Origin of the sequence: Synechococcus sp. A15-44 (assembly GCF_014280115.1) — a bacterium.
GTDB lineage: Bacteria > Cyanobacteriota > Cyanobacteriia > PCC-6307 > Cyanobiaceae > Parasynechococcus.
Map to the genome: position 1 here is coordinate 2,423,543 of NZ_CP047938.1, position 12,514 is coordinate 2,436,056.

Genomic DNA, 12,514 nt, shown 5'->3' on the forward strand with positions numbered 1-12,514 from the left:
GCTGAACCTATTTTCCGATGCAGAAGCGCGAAAACACCCGATCCAGCACCGCTTCGGTGAGTTCTTCCCCGGTGATCTCCCCCAGCGCGCGGATCGCCTCCCGCAGATCGATCGTCCAGAAGTCCCAGGGCAGCTGCTGGGCCGCCACCTCCTGGCTGCGGGCCAGGGCTTCAGCGGCTCGGGCGGCCAGATCACGTTGGCGTTGGTTCAACGCCAACAGCACCCCTTCGGTTCCTGCAGCACCACAACGCTCCAGCAGGGCCTGCACCAGGTCCGCTTCCCCCGTGCCCTTCAAGGCCGACAACTGAACGTCCACCGGCTGGGGGAACGCCCCCGCAGGGAGATCCGCTTTGTTGGCCACCAGGATCCTGGGGATCTGCTCGGGAATGCGCGCCAGCAAGGCGGCGTCTTCAGCGGTCCAGCCCGCATGGCCGTCGAGCACCAACAGCACCACATCCGCCGTGGCCAGAGCTTCCTCGCTGCGGGCAATCCCCAGCTGCTCCACCGCGTCATCGGTGCTGCGGATGCCGGCAGTGTCGAGCAGGGTGATCGGCACCCCTTCCAGCACGATCTCGCTCTCCAGCAGATCTCTGGTGGTGCCCGGCAGATCGGTCACGATCGCCCGCTCACGGCGGCTGAGCCGATTGAGCAGGGAACTTTTTCCCACGTTGGGGCGACCCACCAGGGCCACGCGCAGGCCCTGGCGCAGGGCATCGCCCCGCTCGCCATCGCGCACCAACTGCTGAAGCTCCAGACGCACGGCTTGTAGCTGCTGCAGCAAGGCCACGCCATCGAGGGGGGGCAGATCCTCCTCGAAATCCACCCGAGCCTCCAGTTCGGTGAGCTGATCGAGCAGCCGTTCCCGCAGCGCCGTGATCTGGGCCTGAATGCCGCCATCGAGGCCCGCCATGGCCAACTCGGCCGCCCGGCGGCTGCGGGCCGCCACCAGCTCACTCACCGCCTCGGCACGGGTGAGATCGAGCCGGCCGTTGAGCACGGCCCGCTGGCTGAACTCGCCCGGCTGGGCCCGCCGCACTCCCGGCTGCCGCAGCACCTGTTCGAGCACCCGCTGCACGGCGATCACCCCGCCATGGCAGTGGATCTCCACCACGTCCTCACCGGTGAAGCTACGGGGCCCGCGCATCAGCAGCAGCAGCACCTCATCGAGACGACGGCCCTCGCCATTCATCACATGGCCGTACACCACCCTGTGCGATCCCCACTCCTGCCGGCCCGGGCAGTGCACCACGCTGCGCCCCGTCGCTTCCGCAGCCGGCCCGGAGAGACGAATCACGGCGATCCCGCCCTGCCCTGGGGCCACGGCGGTGGCCACGGCCGCAATCGTGTCGGTGCTGGGCACAGCAGTCGCCGCTGGTGATCCATACCTAGGATCCGGCCGATTTCTGCTGGGTTCATGCGCCGGTTGCTGCGCCTCAGTCGCATCCGGATGCGCCGCGGGGTCCTCTGGTTGTGGAGACAGGAAGGCACCCCAGGCCAACGGGCCCGTGGCCTCGCCGCTGGCGTGTTCTGCGGCTGCTACCCCTTCTTCGGGCTGCAGATCTTCCTCAGCGTGGGTGTGGCCAGCGTGGTGCGTGGCAACCACCTGCTCGCCGCCGCAGGAACCCTGGTGAGCAATCCCCTCACCTATCTGCCCCTCTACTGGTTCAACTATCTGGTGGGCTGTCGGCTGCTGGGCCCAGGCCAAGGCGGGATCAACCTTTCGGAGCTCAATCGCAGCAGCCTGTGGGCCCAGGGTTGGGAGTTCAGCCAGCGCATCCTGCTCGGCTCCACCGTTGTCGGAATGGTGTTGGCGCTGGTGAGCGGCTGGATGGCCTACCGCCTGTTTCTGCGACGTGAAGCCCGTGCCGTGATGAGCCGAAGCAGCTAGCTCGTGCCCACCCGGGCAATCCCGATCACATCCGCCATCGAGCGGATCTGGTCCATGGTGCGGCTGAGCTGATCGGCACCTTCCAGCTCAACCCGCAGATCAATGCGGGCCGGCTTGCCCGCGGCAGTGGTCACCCGGGCATCACTGACGTTGATGGCCCCATCGGAGAGACGCAGCAAGATGTCTTTGAGGATGCCAACGCGATCAATCACTTCGATCCGTAACTGCACTGGGAAGCGCTGTTTCTCCTGTTCGGCATGGGCGGTGTTCCAACGCACGGGGAGCCGCCGTTCCCGCGGGATTGTCTCCACGTTGGAGCAGTCCTGCCGATGAATGGTGATGCCGTGATTGCCGAGGGCCACCGTGCCCACGATCAACTCGCCCGGCAACGGACTGCAGCAGCCACCGAGGCGATAGTCCAAGCCCTCCAGCCCCAGGATCGCCCCTTCACCTCCGGAACGGTTCGGCGCCAGATCCCGCGATGGCAGCAGCGCCGCGGCCACGTCTTCGTTGCTGGGTGGGGCCTGCTGCTGTTCCGCCAGCAAACGCATCTCCTCCCGCAAACGGTTGAGCGCCTGCTGCAGCGTGACGTCTCCGAACCCCAGTGAAGCCAGCAGGTCTTCGGTGGTGGGCACATTGCAGCGCTGCGCCACCCGCTGCATCGCCTCACTGTTGAGCAGGGCATCGAAGCCATCACGGCCCAGCTCCCGCTCCAGCAGATCCTTGCCCCGTTCAATCGTTTCGTCACGGTGGCTGCGCTTGTACCACTGGCGAATGCGGTTGCGGGCCGTCGGCGTGGCAACGAAGTTCAGCCAATCGAGGCTGGGATGGGCCGTTTTGCTGGTGAGCACCTGAACGAAATCACCGTTCTGCAGCGGTGTTGCCAAAGGGCAGAGCCGATCGTTGATGCGAACGCCATGGCAGTGATTGCCCACCTCGGAGTGGATGAGATAGGCGAAGTCGACGGCGGTTGCCCCCTTGCGCAAACCGAGCACATCACCCTTTGGGGTGAACACAAACACCTCTTCGTCGAAGAGGTCTTCCTTGATCGAAGAGAGGTAGTCGTTGTGATCGTCGTTGCCGCCTTCCTGTTGCCAATCCACCAGCTGCCGCAGCCAGTTGAACCGCTCGGCATCACTGCTGCTGCTGGCCGGTGAGCCGCCTTCCTTGTATTTCCAGTGGGCCGCAATCCCGAATTCGGCCACATGGTGCATCTCCAGCGTGCGGATCTGCACTTCGATCGGGCGATGGCGACCGATCACGGCGGTGTGCAGGGATTGGTACCCGTTGGGTTTCGGCAACCCGATGTAGTCCTTGAAGCGACCGGGAATCGGACGGAAGGTGTCGTGAACCACCGCGAGGGCGCGGAAGCAGCTCTCGACATTGGGGGTGAGGATCCGCAACGCCGCCACGTCGTAGATCTCGTGGAACTCCTTCTGCTGGCGCTGCATCTTGCTCCAGATGCCAAACAGATGTTTGGGACGACCACTCACCTCGCAGTGCTCTAGGCCGGCCCGTTCCAGCCGTTCGTTCAAAAGACCCACCGTGACGCCGAGTCGCTGCTCCCGCTCACTGCGCTTGGTGGCCACCTCCTCCTGAATCTCCCGGAACGCCTCAGGTTCCAGCAATTTGAAGGCCAGATCCTCCAGCTCCCACTTGAAGCGGCCGATACCGAGCCGGTTGGCGAGGGGGGCATAGATCTCGCGGGTTTCGCGGGCAATCCGCTGACGCTTCTCCTCCTTCAACGCACCCAGGGTGCGCATGTTGTGCAAGCGATCCGCAAGCTTCACCAACACCACACGGATGTCACTGGCCATCGCCAGGAACATCCGGCGCAGGTTCTCTGCCTGAGCTTCCGTGCGGTCGTTGAAGTGGATGCCGCCGAGCTTGGTGACCCCCTCCACCAATTCACGCACCTCGGAACCGAAGTGCAGCTCGATCTGATCGGGGGTGACGTCGGTGTCTTCGACCACGTCGTGGAGGAAGCCCGCGGCGATCACCGGAGCGCTGGCGCCGATGTCCCGCAACAGATCAGCCACCGCCACCGGATGGACGATGTAAGGGTCTCCACTGGCCCTGAACTGGCCTTCATGGAGCTGGAAGCCGAAATCGAAGGCCGACACCAGCAAGGCCTCGGCATCGGTGGGGCAGCTCTGGCCAATGCCGGGCGGCACATTGGCGATGCACTCCCGCAACCACTCAGGCAGAGCGATGCCGTAATCGTCCGGATGACGGACGGGATGGCGCCGTACTTCGGGCAACGCGCAGCGCACCTTGGCCGAACCCGTGCTGGTTCGGGGCTCTTTGGGTGTGGAGGCAGCGTTGAGCATCCGACCCATCGGGTCAATCCATGGTATTCAGTGCAGGACCCCCTGTCGCTCCAGCCGCACTGTTCATGGGCCGGCCTGTTCTGGAACTCGAACAGCTGCGGTTGCGCTACCCCGGCAGTGAACACTGGACGCTGGATGGGCTGGATTTGAGCCTCGAGCCGGGAGAGACCCTTGCCTTGGTGGGATCTTCAGGCTGCGGCAAAAGCACAGTGGCGCGGGCCGTGATGCAGCTGCTGCCCCAGGGAACGGTCTGCGAAGGACGGCTGGCCTTGACCGGCCAGGATCCACGCCAGCTGAGGCGACCGCAGTTGCGGCAGCTGCGGGGCGAAGCCGTCGGGCTGGTGTTCCAGGACCCGATGACGCGGATGAATCCGCTGATGAGCGTGGGCGGTCATCTGATCGACACCCTCAGGGCCCACCGGCCTCACACCAGCGCCGCGGCTCACCAGGAACGGGCCCACGAACTGCTGGAACGGGTGGGCATTGGGGCCAACCGCTTCCGCGCCTACCCCCATGAGCTCAGTGGTGGGATGCGACAGCGCCTGGCCATCGCCCTGGCGATTGCCCTGGAACCACCGCTGCTGATCGCCGACGAACCCACCACCAGCCTGGATGTGGCGGTAGCCGGACAAGTGATGGCCGAACTCAGCGGCCTCTGCCAGGAACTGGGCAGCGCCCTGCTGCTGATCAGCCACGACCTGGCCATGGCCGCCCGCTGGTGCGAGCGCATGGCCATGCTCGACGGCGGACGCAAGGTGGAGGACGGCCCCAGCCATCAATTGCTCACCCGGCCGCGGTCGCCGGTGGGGCAACGGCTGGTGGCCTCCGCCCGGGCCCGGGAAGGCGGACGCTCACCGGCACGTCCCGACAACAACAGGGTGCTGCGGGTGGAGGAGATGCGCTGCTGGCATGCTGTGGGTGGAGCACCTTGGGCACCCCTCTGGCTGAAGGCGGTGGATGGCGTGAGTTTCGAGCTCAGGGCCGGCGAAAGCCTGGGGGTGGTGGGGGCCTCCGGCTGTGGCAAAAGCACCCTCTGCCGGGCCTTGATGGGGCTCAATCCCATCCGCGGCGGCCGGGTCGACCTGCTCGGCCATGACATGCTGAGCCTGCGTGGAGAGGCGCTGCGAGCAGCTCGGCGGGGCCTCCAGATGGTGTTTCAGGATCCTCTGGCCTGCCTCAATCCCGCCCTGCAGGTGGCCGATGCCATCGCCGATCCGTTGCTGATTCATGGCCTCTGCTCCAAAGCGACAGCGCGGGAGGAAGCCCGCCGCCTGCTGGAAGGGGTCGGCCTCAGCCCGGCCGAGCAGTTTCAAGATCGCCTGCCGAAGCAGCTCTCCGGCGGCCAGCAGCAGCGGGTGGCCATCGCCCGGGCCCTGGCCTTGAAGCCCAAGGTGCTGATCTGCGATGAGAGCGTCAGCATGCTTGATGCGGAGGTGCAGGCGGATGTGCTGGCGCTGCTGCGGGAGCTGCAGCAGGAGCTGGGGCTGGCGATCGTGTTCATCACCCACGACCTCTCGGTGGCCAGTGGTTTCTGCCACCGGGTGATGGTGCTGGACCAAGGAAAAGTGGTGGAAGAGGGGCCAGGGGACCGGATCTTCAGTGCACCTCAGGCGCCGATCAGCCGGATCCTCGTGGAGGCTTGTCCAAGGCTTCCGCGTTGAGCTCAGGCGGTCTTCGGAAGATCAACCACAATCAGGCGCCGGCGGAGGGATGGGGGAAGCACCTCGCGACGCACGGAACGAATCAGCGCGGAAACCCAAGTTCTGCGGCAACACACCCGTATGACCATCGATGGGCACGTGGATTTTTCGCCATCAAAAGGCGGATTCAGCACTTGTCCAGCTCCCCAGAGATCCTGTAACCAGACTTGCTCGCTCCACCGGCGCTGCATCTCATCAATTGGAATTGGAGGAAGCGCGCCGCCGCAACACCCCCAGCAACTTCTCCATCACCGTTGGCAGGGGTGCTTCAAACACCATCCGCTCTCGGGTGATCGGATGATCCAGCCCCAACTGCACGGCATGCAGGGCCTGGCCCGGCAGCTCGATCGGCAATTTGCGGCAGCGGCTGTAGGTGGGGTCCCCCACCACGGGGTGATTCATGTGGGCGCAGTGAACACGGATCTGATGGGTCCGCCCGGTGTCGAGCTTGAAGCGCAGCAGGGAGTAGTCGCCGAGACGCTCCACCAGGGTCCAGTGGGTGCAGGCGTACCGGCCGTTTTCGCTGCTCACCACCGCGTACTTCTTGCGATCCGCCGGATGACGGCCAATGGCGCCGACGATGGTGCCCGAGTCGCCGCCGGGCACGCCATGGACGACGGCGAAGTATTCACGGGAGGCGATCCGTTTCTGGATCTGCACCTGCAGCCGCACCAGCGCCTCCTGGCTCTTGGCGATCACGATGCAACCGGTGGTGTCTTTATCAAGACGGTGCACGATCCCCGGCCGCAGCTTGCCGCTGATACCGGGCAGGTCCGGGCAGTGATGCAGCAGGCCATTCACCAGGGTGCCGTCCTTGTTGCCCGGCGCCGGATGCACCGTGAGTCCGGCTGGCTTGTTGAGCACGATCAGATGGTCGTCCTCAAACAGCACATCCAGATCCATCGGCTCCGGCTTGAGGTAAGGCAGGGGTTCCGGCGGCGGCATCCAGAGCTGCACCTCATCGCCCTGGCGCAGGGGGGTTTTGGCCTTGCCGGTCTTGCCGTTGACGCGCACGTAGCCCGCGTCGATGAACTTCTGAATCCGAGCCCGGCTCTGCTCCTTGCGCTGGCTCACCAACCAACGGTCCAGCCGCATCGGCAACGGCTTGGGATAGGCCAGCGTCAGTAGCTCTCCCTCCCCTTCACCAAACCGATCCGTGAAGCTCTCCTCCGGCAACGGAGGACGTTTCCACTGCGGACTCATGCCGGCAGCTCCAGGGCGATGCTGCCGAGGGCCGACTTGCGGAAATCATCCAGAAGCCGCTGGGCCATGCGCGCCGTCTCACCGGAGGTGTGGCGGGCAGCTGCAGCATCCAACCAGAGGGCGGGGTCTGCCGTTTCACCGCTCAGGGGGATGCCGTAACGCTCCTGCAGCAGAGGAATCGTCACCCCAGCGGCAGCCTGCGATTCCACATCCAGCAGCAACTGCAGGAAGGCCTGGGCCACCAGCTCACCGTCGTAGGCGGCCTGGCCGATGTCGTCGCACAAGGCGAGCCGCAGGGCCGCCTGCTGGTCGTCAAGCCGAGGGGGCAGCACGCCAGGGGCATCCAGGAGATCGAGGTCTTGCCCCAGACGCACCCAGCGCAGGGTTCGCGTCACGCCGGCCCGCCGGGCACTGGCCACCACCTTCTGCCGCACCAGACGATTGATCAGGGCCGACTTGCCCACGTTGGGAAAGCCCAGGGTGAGCGCCCGCACGGGCCTGGGCCGCATGCCCCGGTTGCGGCGGCGTTCGTTGAGCTGATCCCCGGCTCGGATCGCAGCCTGCTGCACCTGCTTCACGCCGGTGCCGGCCTTGGCATCACACCAGACCGTTCTCTGCCCCTGGGCCTTGAACCAGGCCTCCCAGGCCTCCTTCGCCGCCGCAGTGACCATGTCGCGCCGGTTGATCACCAAAAGATGTTGCTTGCCCTTCAACCATCGGTTCAGATGGGGGTGGCCCGTGGCCAGAGGGATGCGGGCATCACGCACCTCAATCACCAGATCCACCTTGTCGAGATGGCGCTTGAGCTGCTGCTCCGCCTTGGCGATGTGACCGGGATACCACTGGATCGTTGGGGTGCTCACAAAGGCAAAAGCACAGAACAGACAGCCAGGCGGAACAGATTCACTTTGAACGCGCTGGCGTGATTGCCATTCACACGGGTTAATCTCACCCCGTTTTCTTACCGCACGACACAACCCTATGGCGAAGCGTTCCCTGGCCAGCCTCAACGCCGGCGACCTGAGCGGCAAACGCGTTCTCGTGCGGGTTGACTTCAACGTGCCCCTGAACGACGCCGGTGCCATCACCGACGACACCCGCATCCGTGCTGCCCTGCCCACGATCAACGACCTGATCGGCAAGGGCGCCAAGGTGATCCTGTCCGCCCACTTCGGCCGTCCCAAGGGTCAGGTGAATGACGCGATGCGTCTCACCCCCGTGGCCGCGCGCCTGAGCGAGCTGCTGGGCAAACCCGTGGCCAAGACCGACAGCTGCATCGGCCCCGACGCCGAAGCCAAGGTGGGCGCCATGGCCAATGGCGATGTGGTGCTGCTGGAGAACGTGCGCTTCTTTGCTGAGGAAGAGAAGAACGAGCCTGGCTTCGCTGAGAAGCTCGCGAGCCTGGCTGAGGTTTATGTGAACGATGCCTTCGGCGCTGCCCACCGCGCCCACGCCTCCACCGAAGGCGTGACCAAGTTCCTCAAGCCCGCAGTGGCCGGCTTCCTGATGGAGAAAGAGCTTCAGTACCTGCAGGGTGCTGTGGATGAGCCCAAGCGCCCCCTCGCTGCCATCGTGGGCGGATCCAAGGTGAGCTCCAAGATCGGCGTGCTCGAAGCGCTGATGGACAAGTGCGACAAGATCCTTGTCGGCGGCGGCATGATTTTCACCTTCTACAAGGCCCGCGGCCTGGCCGTCGGCAAGAGCCTGGTGGAAGAAGACAAGCTGGAACTGGCCAAGGAGCTGGAGGCCAAGGCCAAGGCCAAAGGTGTCGAACTGCTGCTTCCCACCGACGTGGTGCTCGCCGACAACTTCGCCCCTGACGCCAACAGCCAGACCGCACCTGTGACCGCCATCCCCGACGGCTGGATGGGTCTCGACATCGGCCCCGACTCGATCAAGGTGTTCCAGGAGGCCCTGGCCGACTGTCAGACCGTGATCTGGAACGGCCCCATGGGCGTGTTCGAGTTCGACAAGCTCGCTGCCGGCACCAACGCCATCGCCACGACCCTGGCCGACCTGAGCGGCAAGGGCTGCTGCACGATCATCGGTGGCGGTGACTCCGTGGCAGCCGTGGAGAAGGCTGGCCTGGCCGAGAAGATGTCCCACATCTCCACCGGCGGCGGTGCAAGCCTCGAACTGCTGGAAGGCAAGGTGCTACCCGGTGTGGCTGCCCTCGACGCCGCCTGATCAGCGGCTCAAGCCTTGAGCTTCCGGCCTTTGGCATCGTGCTTTTTCCCAGTGCGCGCCGGAAGCCCCAACTGATTCCGAACCTTGTTCATGTAAGCCCGGTAGTCCTTTTTGAGGAACTTCCGGGCTTTTTTCATCTCCCGACGGCACGCCTTCAGCGCATCTGCAGATGCTGCCGTGTCGATGCAACGCTGCTGTCTCTGCAAGAGATCCAAACGACGCTGGTAGTTGTCCTTGGCCCAGGTCTTGCGAGCCTGGAACAACACCTGGCTCTGCTCCGCAGACAGGTCCCGCCCTGCTGCTGCCGATGAAGCCGTTGTGATTACCGGTGCCGCCAATAGGGATGCGAAAGCAAGGGAAACGGTGAAGATGCGCATCGTTCAGGCCATCGGGATGAATCCATTCTGGAGTGATCCGTCAATCAGGATCTAATTGCTTCGCCGTGAGTCATGACCAGATGTGACCTGAGCCTGGGCTTCGTGGGGCTGGGGGCTCTCGGCTTGCCCATGGCGATCAACCTGCACCGCGCCGGCTTCCGGCTCAGGGTGCACACCCGCAGCCGCAGCGCCGAAACCAGCGCGGAGCTCGAGGGTGCGATTCGGTGTTCCAGCCCAGCCGACACCAGCACTGGTGTGGATGTGCTGCTGCTCTGCGTCAGCGACGATGCAGCCGTTGAGGAGGTGCTGTTCGGAGCCAACGGAGCCGCATCACAGCTGGGCGATGGCAGCGTGGTGCTGGATTGCTCCACAATTGCTCCCGCCACAGCCCAACGGTGTGCGGAGCGCCTGGCCCACCAGGAGGTTCACTATCTGGATGCCCCCGTCACCGGCGGCACGGAAGGGGCCCAACGCGGCAGCCTCACGGTGCTGGTGGGGGGAGCCAGCGATCTTCTTGAGCGGGTTCGGCCCATCCTCGAGGTGATTGGCGGCTCCATTCATCACTTCGGTGGCGTGGGGCGAGGGCAGCAGGTGAAAGCGGTGAACCAGGTGCTGGTGGCGGGCAGCTATGCCGCTGTGGCGGAGGCGGTGGCTCTGGGCCAGCGTCTGGAGCTGCCCATGCCCCAGGTGATCGATGCCCTCAAGAATGGTGCAGCCGGCTCCTGGGCTCTCGACCATCGCAGCACCGCCATGCTGGAGGCCAGCTATCCCCTCGGCTTCCGGCTCAGCCTGCATCGCAAGGATCTCGGCATCGCCCTTGATGCAGCCAAGGCCGTCCAGCTGGATCTCCCCGTCACCACTCTGGTGGAACAGCTGGAACTCGATCTGATCAACAGCGGACATGGCGATGAGGACGTGTCCGCCCTGCACCGCTGGAACCAAACAAGGAAGCGGAGCTAGTAGCTGCTGACCACGCGCACCCGCTTGGTGGCCGTCACCACCCCATCGGGATGCACCAGCATTACGGCCCACGTCTGCGAACCGGGTTGCTGCGGTGCCTGAACGCTCTTGAACAAGCCACCGCCTCCTTGGGGTGCCAGCGGCAGGTTGGGGCGGATCTGAGCCGACAGCTGCTCATCGGAAAGGTCGATCAAACCGCCTGCTACCAGCGCCTGGCCCAGCGGCTCTTCAACAATCAAGTCGACGTCGTAACGGCTGCCGGTGAGCACCACGTCGGGGATGGCGACCTTGACGGCCAACGGACGCTCACCGCTGCGCAGCAAGGACTGCTGAGCCAGCAGTTCCTGGTCAACGAGCTGGCCCTTATCCAGACGAATCGCTATCTGTTCGCTGGCCTCAAGGGAATAGCTGAGCCCCTGGGATTCGGCGGCACCACGCACGCGCAGGCTGAGGGTTGGACGGCCATCTGGTGTGGGTGCGGCAGGCTCCACCTGCCAGGTGACCTCAGGAAAATCCTCCTGGAAACGCTCCAGGCGCTGGGCCAACACGGGCTGCAGCTCAACGCTGGCCAGCGTGTCGAATGCCGAAGAGCTGCCGTTATTCAATGCCGTTTGCAAGCGATCGCTGAAACGTTCCACCGCACTGCCCCCACGTCCGGGCTGCTCGAGGGCATGGACCGGAGACAACACCAACGCCATGGCCGACACGAGCGTGACTCCCAGGAAACGACGCACGGGCCGGACCACAACAACCCAATTAAGTTAGGCCCGTTGTGCGGTGACGGCCGACGCGATGACCCGGCTTCTGATCGCCGCCAGCGGCACCGGCGGCCATCTCTTCCCCGCTCTGGCAGTTGCAGAAGCCGTTGAAAACCATTGGCCTGTGCGCTGGGTGGGGGTGCCCGATCGGCTCGAAACACGGCTGGTGCCGGAACGCTTTGGTCTGGTGTGCGTGAACGCCGGCGGACTGCAGGGCCGCGGGCTCACCAAGCTGCTGCAGTTGCTGCGCCTGTTGCTGGCAAGCGTCAGCGTGCGGCGGGTGATCCGCCGGAACGCCATCGATGTGGTGTTCACCACCGGCGGTTACATCGCCGCCCCCGCGATCCTGGCGGCGCGTTGGTGCGGGATTCCCGTGGTGCTGCATGAATCCAATGCCATACCAGGGCGGGTCACCCGACTGCTGGGTCGCTTCTGCAGCACGGTGGCCATCGGCCTCCCCGCTGCCGCCAAGCGCATCCCCGGCAGCCAGCCGGTGCTGACGGGCACGCCGGTGCGTTCCAGCTTTCTGGTCCCACAACCCCTGCCGAGCTGGGTCCCCTCCGGCAAGGGGCCGCTGCTGGTGGTGATGGGTGGCAGTCAAGGCGCCGTTGGATTGAACAGGATGGTGCGTGCAGCGGTGCCGGCCCTGTTGCAGCAGGGCTGCCGTGTGGTGCACCTCACCGGCGACAACGATCCCGACATCGGGCAACTGCAACACCCAAACCTGGTGGAACGGCGCTTCAGTGATGAGATTCCCGGGCTGCTGCAACATGCCGACCTGGCCATCAGCCGAGCCGGTGCCGGAAGCCTGAGTGAACTCGCCGTCTGCGGAACACCAAGCGTGCTGGTGCCCTTCCCCCAGGCGGCAGACCGCCATCAAGATGCAAACGCCGCCTGTGCCGCATCGTTTGGAGCGGCTGTGATCGTGCATCAGCATGAGCCGGATCAGCCCGCATTGCTGAACACCGTGCAACGGCTCTTAGCCATAAGGCTGGGGAAATCCGATGCAGGATCCGACCCCCTCACGCAGATGCGTGAAGGGATGGATGCTCTTGCGGAACGGGATGCCGAAAGCCAACTGGCGGCCTTGCTTCAAACACTGGCGGCCTGA

11 protein-coding genes are annotated in these 12,514 nt (G+C 65.0%); 5 read left to right on the forward strand and 6 right to left on the reverse strand.

The features are described from left to right. Window positions 1-7: 7 nt before the first annotated feature. Complete coding sequence (gene mnmE, locus SynA1544_RS13575) at window positions 8-1,360, reverse strand: tRNA uridine-5-carboxymethylaminomethyl(34) synthesis GTPase MnmE (protein WP_186514160.1); 1,353 nt, start codon at window positions 1,358-1,360, stop codon at window positions 8-10. A gap of 54 nt (window positions 1,361-1,414) precedes the next feature. Here mnmE and SynA1544_RS13580 point away from each other — a divergent pair, with 54 nt between their 5' ends. After that, on the forward strand, window positions 1,415-1,888 hold the full coding sequence (locus tag SynA1544_RS13580) for a DUF2062 domain-containing protein (RefSeq protein WP_186514162.1): 474 nt from the start codon (window positions 1,415-1,417) through the stop codon (window positions 1,886-1,888). Here the strand turns inward: SynA1544_RS13580 and SynA1544_RS13585 are convergent. Beyond that, entirely contained in the window at window positions 1,885-4,218 is a 2,334-nt protein-coding gene (locus SynA1544_RS13585; RefSeq protein ID WP_186515592.1) for a bifunctional (p)ppGpp synthetase/guanosine-3',5'-bis(diphosphate) 3'-pyrophosphohydrolase, read from the reverse strand. The two genes, SynA1544_RS13580 and SynA1544_RS13585, sit on opposite strands and share 4 nt — an antisense overlap. Window positions 4,219-4,238: 20 nt before the next feature. Here SynA1544_RS13585 and SynA1544_RS13590 point away from each other — a divergent pair, with 20 nt between their 5' ends. Further along, on the forward strand, window positions 4,239-5,879 hold the full coding sequence (locus SynA1544_RS13590; protein WP_186514164.1) for an ABC transporter ATP-binding protein: 1,641 nt from the start codon (window positions 4,239-4,241) through the stop codon (window positions 5,877-5,879). 234 nt (window positions 5,880-6,113) lie between these two features. Here the strand turns inward: SynA1544_RS13590 and SynA1544_RS13595 are convergent, their stop codons facing one another. Both SynA1544_RS13595 and ylqF read right to left on the reverse strand, forming a co-directional pair. Continuing rightward, window positions 6,114-7,121 carry an RluA family pseudouridine synthase gene (locus SynA1544_RS13595; protein ID WP_186514166.1) on the reverse strand — a complete coding sequence of 336 codons (1,008 nt, stop codon included), beginning with the start codon at window positions 7,119-7,121 and terminating at the stop codon, window positions 6,114-6,116. Next, the gene (gene ylqF / locus SynA1544_RS13600) at window positions 7,118-7,984 is read right to left on the reverse strand and encodes a ribosome biogenesis GTPase YlqF (protein WP_186514168.1); all 867 of its coding nucleotides are present in this window, start codon (window positions 7,982-7,984) and stop codon (window positions 7,118-7,120) included. The genes SynA1544_RS13595 and ylqF overlap by 4 nt, the downstream gene beginning before the upstream one ends. Window positions 7,985-8,102: 118 nt before the next feature. Between ylqF and pgk the strand changes: the two genes are divergently transcribed. Next, the gene (pgk, locus tag SynA1544_RS13605; RefSeq protein WP_186514170.1) at window positions 8,103-9,308 is read left to right on the forward strand and encodes a phosphoglycerate kinase; all 1,206 of its coding nucleotides are present in this window, start codon (window positions 8,103-8,105) and stop codon (window positions 9,306-9,308) included. A gap of 8 nt (window positions 9,309-9,316) precedes the next feature. On the opposite strand, the gene SynA1544_RS13610 is transcribed toward pgk, so the two are convergent. Further along, the gene (locus tag SynA1544_RS13610) at window positions 9,317-9,685 is read right to left on the reverse strand and encodes a hypothetical protein (RefSeq protein ID WP_186514176.1); all 369 of its coding nucleotides are present in this window, start codon (window positions 9,683-9,685) and stop codon (window positions 9,317-9,319) included. A gap of 72 nt (window positions 9,686-9,757) precedes the next feature. Here SynA1544_RS13610 and SynA1544_RS13615 point away from each other — a divergent pair, with 72 nt between their 5' ends. After that, the gene (locus SynA1544_RS13615; RefSeq protein WP_186514177.1) at window positions 9,758-10,645 is read left to right on the forward strand and encodes an NAD(P)-dependent oxidoreductase; all 888 of its coding nucleotides are present in this window, start codon (window positions 9,758-9,760) and stop codon (window positions 10,643-10,645) included. On the opposite strand, the gene SynA1544_RS13620 is transcribed toward SynA1544_RS13615, so the two are convergent. After that, window positions 10,642-11,379 (reverse strand): hypothetical protein, encoded by a 738-nt coding sequence (locus SynA1544_RS13620; RefSeq protein ID WP_255477646.1) that lies wholly within the window; start codon window positions 11,377-11,379, stop codon window positions 10,642-10,644. The genes SynA1544_RS13615 and SynA1544_RS13620 overlap by 4 nt on opposite strands. Window positions 11,380-11,437: 58 nt before the next feature. Here SynA1544_RS13620 and SynA1544_RS13625 point away from each other — a divergent pair, with 58 nt between their 5' ends. Beyond that, window positions 11,438-12,514 carry a glycosyltransferase gene (locus SynA1544_RS13625; RefSeq protein WP_186514179.1) on the forward strand — a complete coding sequence of 359 codons (1,077 nt, stop codon included), beginning with the start codon at window positions 11,438-11,440 and terminating at the stop codon, window positions 12,512-12,514.

What these genes read in the sequence shown, in the direction of transcription:
- SynA1544_RS13580 (WP_186514162.1), top strand. Translation starts at nt 1,415, where the DNA reads ATGCGCCGGTTGCTGCGCCTCAGTCGCATCCGGATGCGCCGCGGGGTC.
- SynA1544_RS13585 (WP_186515592.1), bottom strand. Translation starts at nt 4,218, where the DNA reads ATGCTCAACGCTGCCTCCACACCCAAAGAGCCCCGAACCAGCACGGGT.
- SynA1544_RS13590 (WP_186514164.1), top strand. Translation starts at nt 4,239, where the DNA reads ATGGTATTCAGTGCAGGACCCCCTGTCGCTCCAGCCGCACTGTTCATG.
- SynA1544_RS13595 (WP_186514166.1), bottom strand. Translation starts at nt 7,121, where the DNA reads ATGAGTCCGCAGTGGAAACGTCCTCCGTTGCCGGAGGAGAGCTTCACG.
- pgk (WP_186514170.1), top strand. Translation starts at nt 8,103, where the DNA reads ATGGCGAAGCGTTCCCTGGCCAGCCTCAACGCCGGCGACCTGAGCGGC.
- SynA1544_RS13610 (WP_186514176.1), bottom strand. Translation starts at nt 9,685, where the DNA reads ATGCGCATCTTCACCGTTTCCCTTGCTTTCGCATCCCTATTGGCGGCA.
- SynA1544_RS13615 (WP_186514177.1), top strand. Translation starts at nt 9,758, where the DNA reads ATGACCAGATGTGACCTGAGCCTGGGCTTCGTGGGGCTGGGGGCTCTC.
- SynA1544_RS13625 (WP_186514179.1), top strand. Translation starts at nt 11,438, where the DNA reads ATGACCCGGCTTCTGATCGCCGCCAGCGGCACCGGCGGCCATCTCTTC.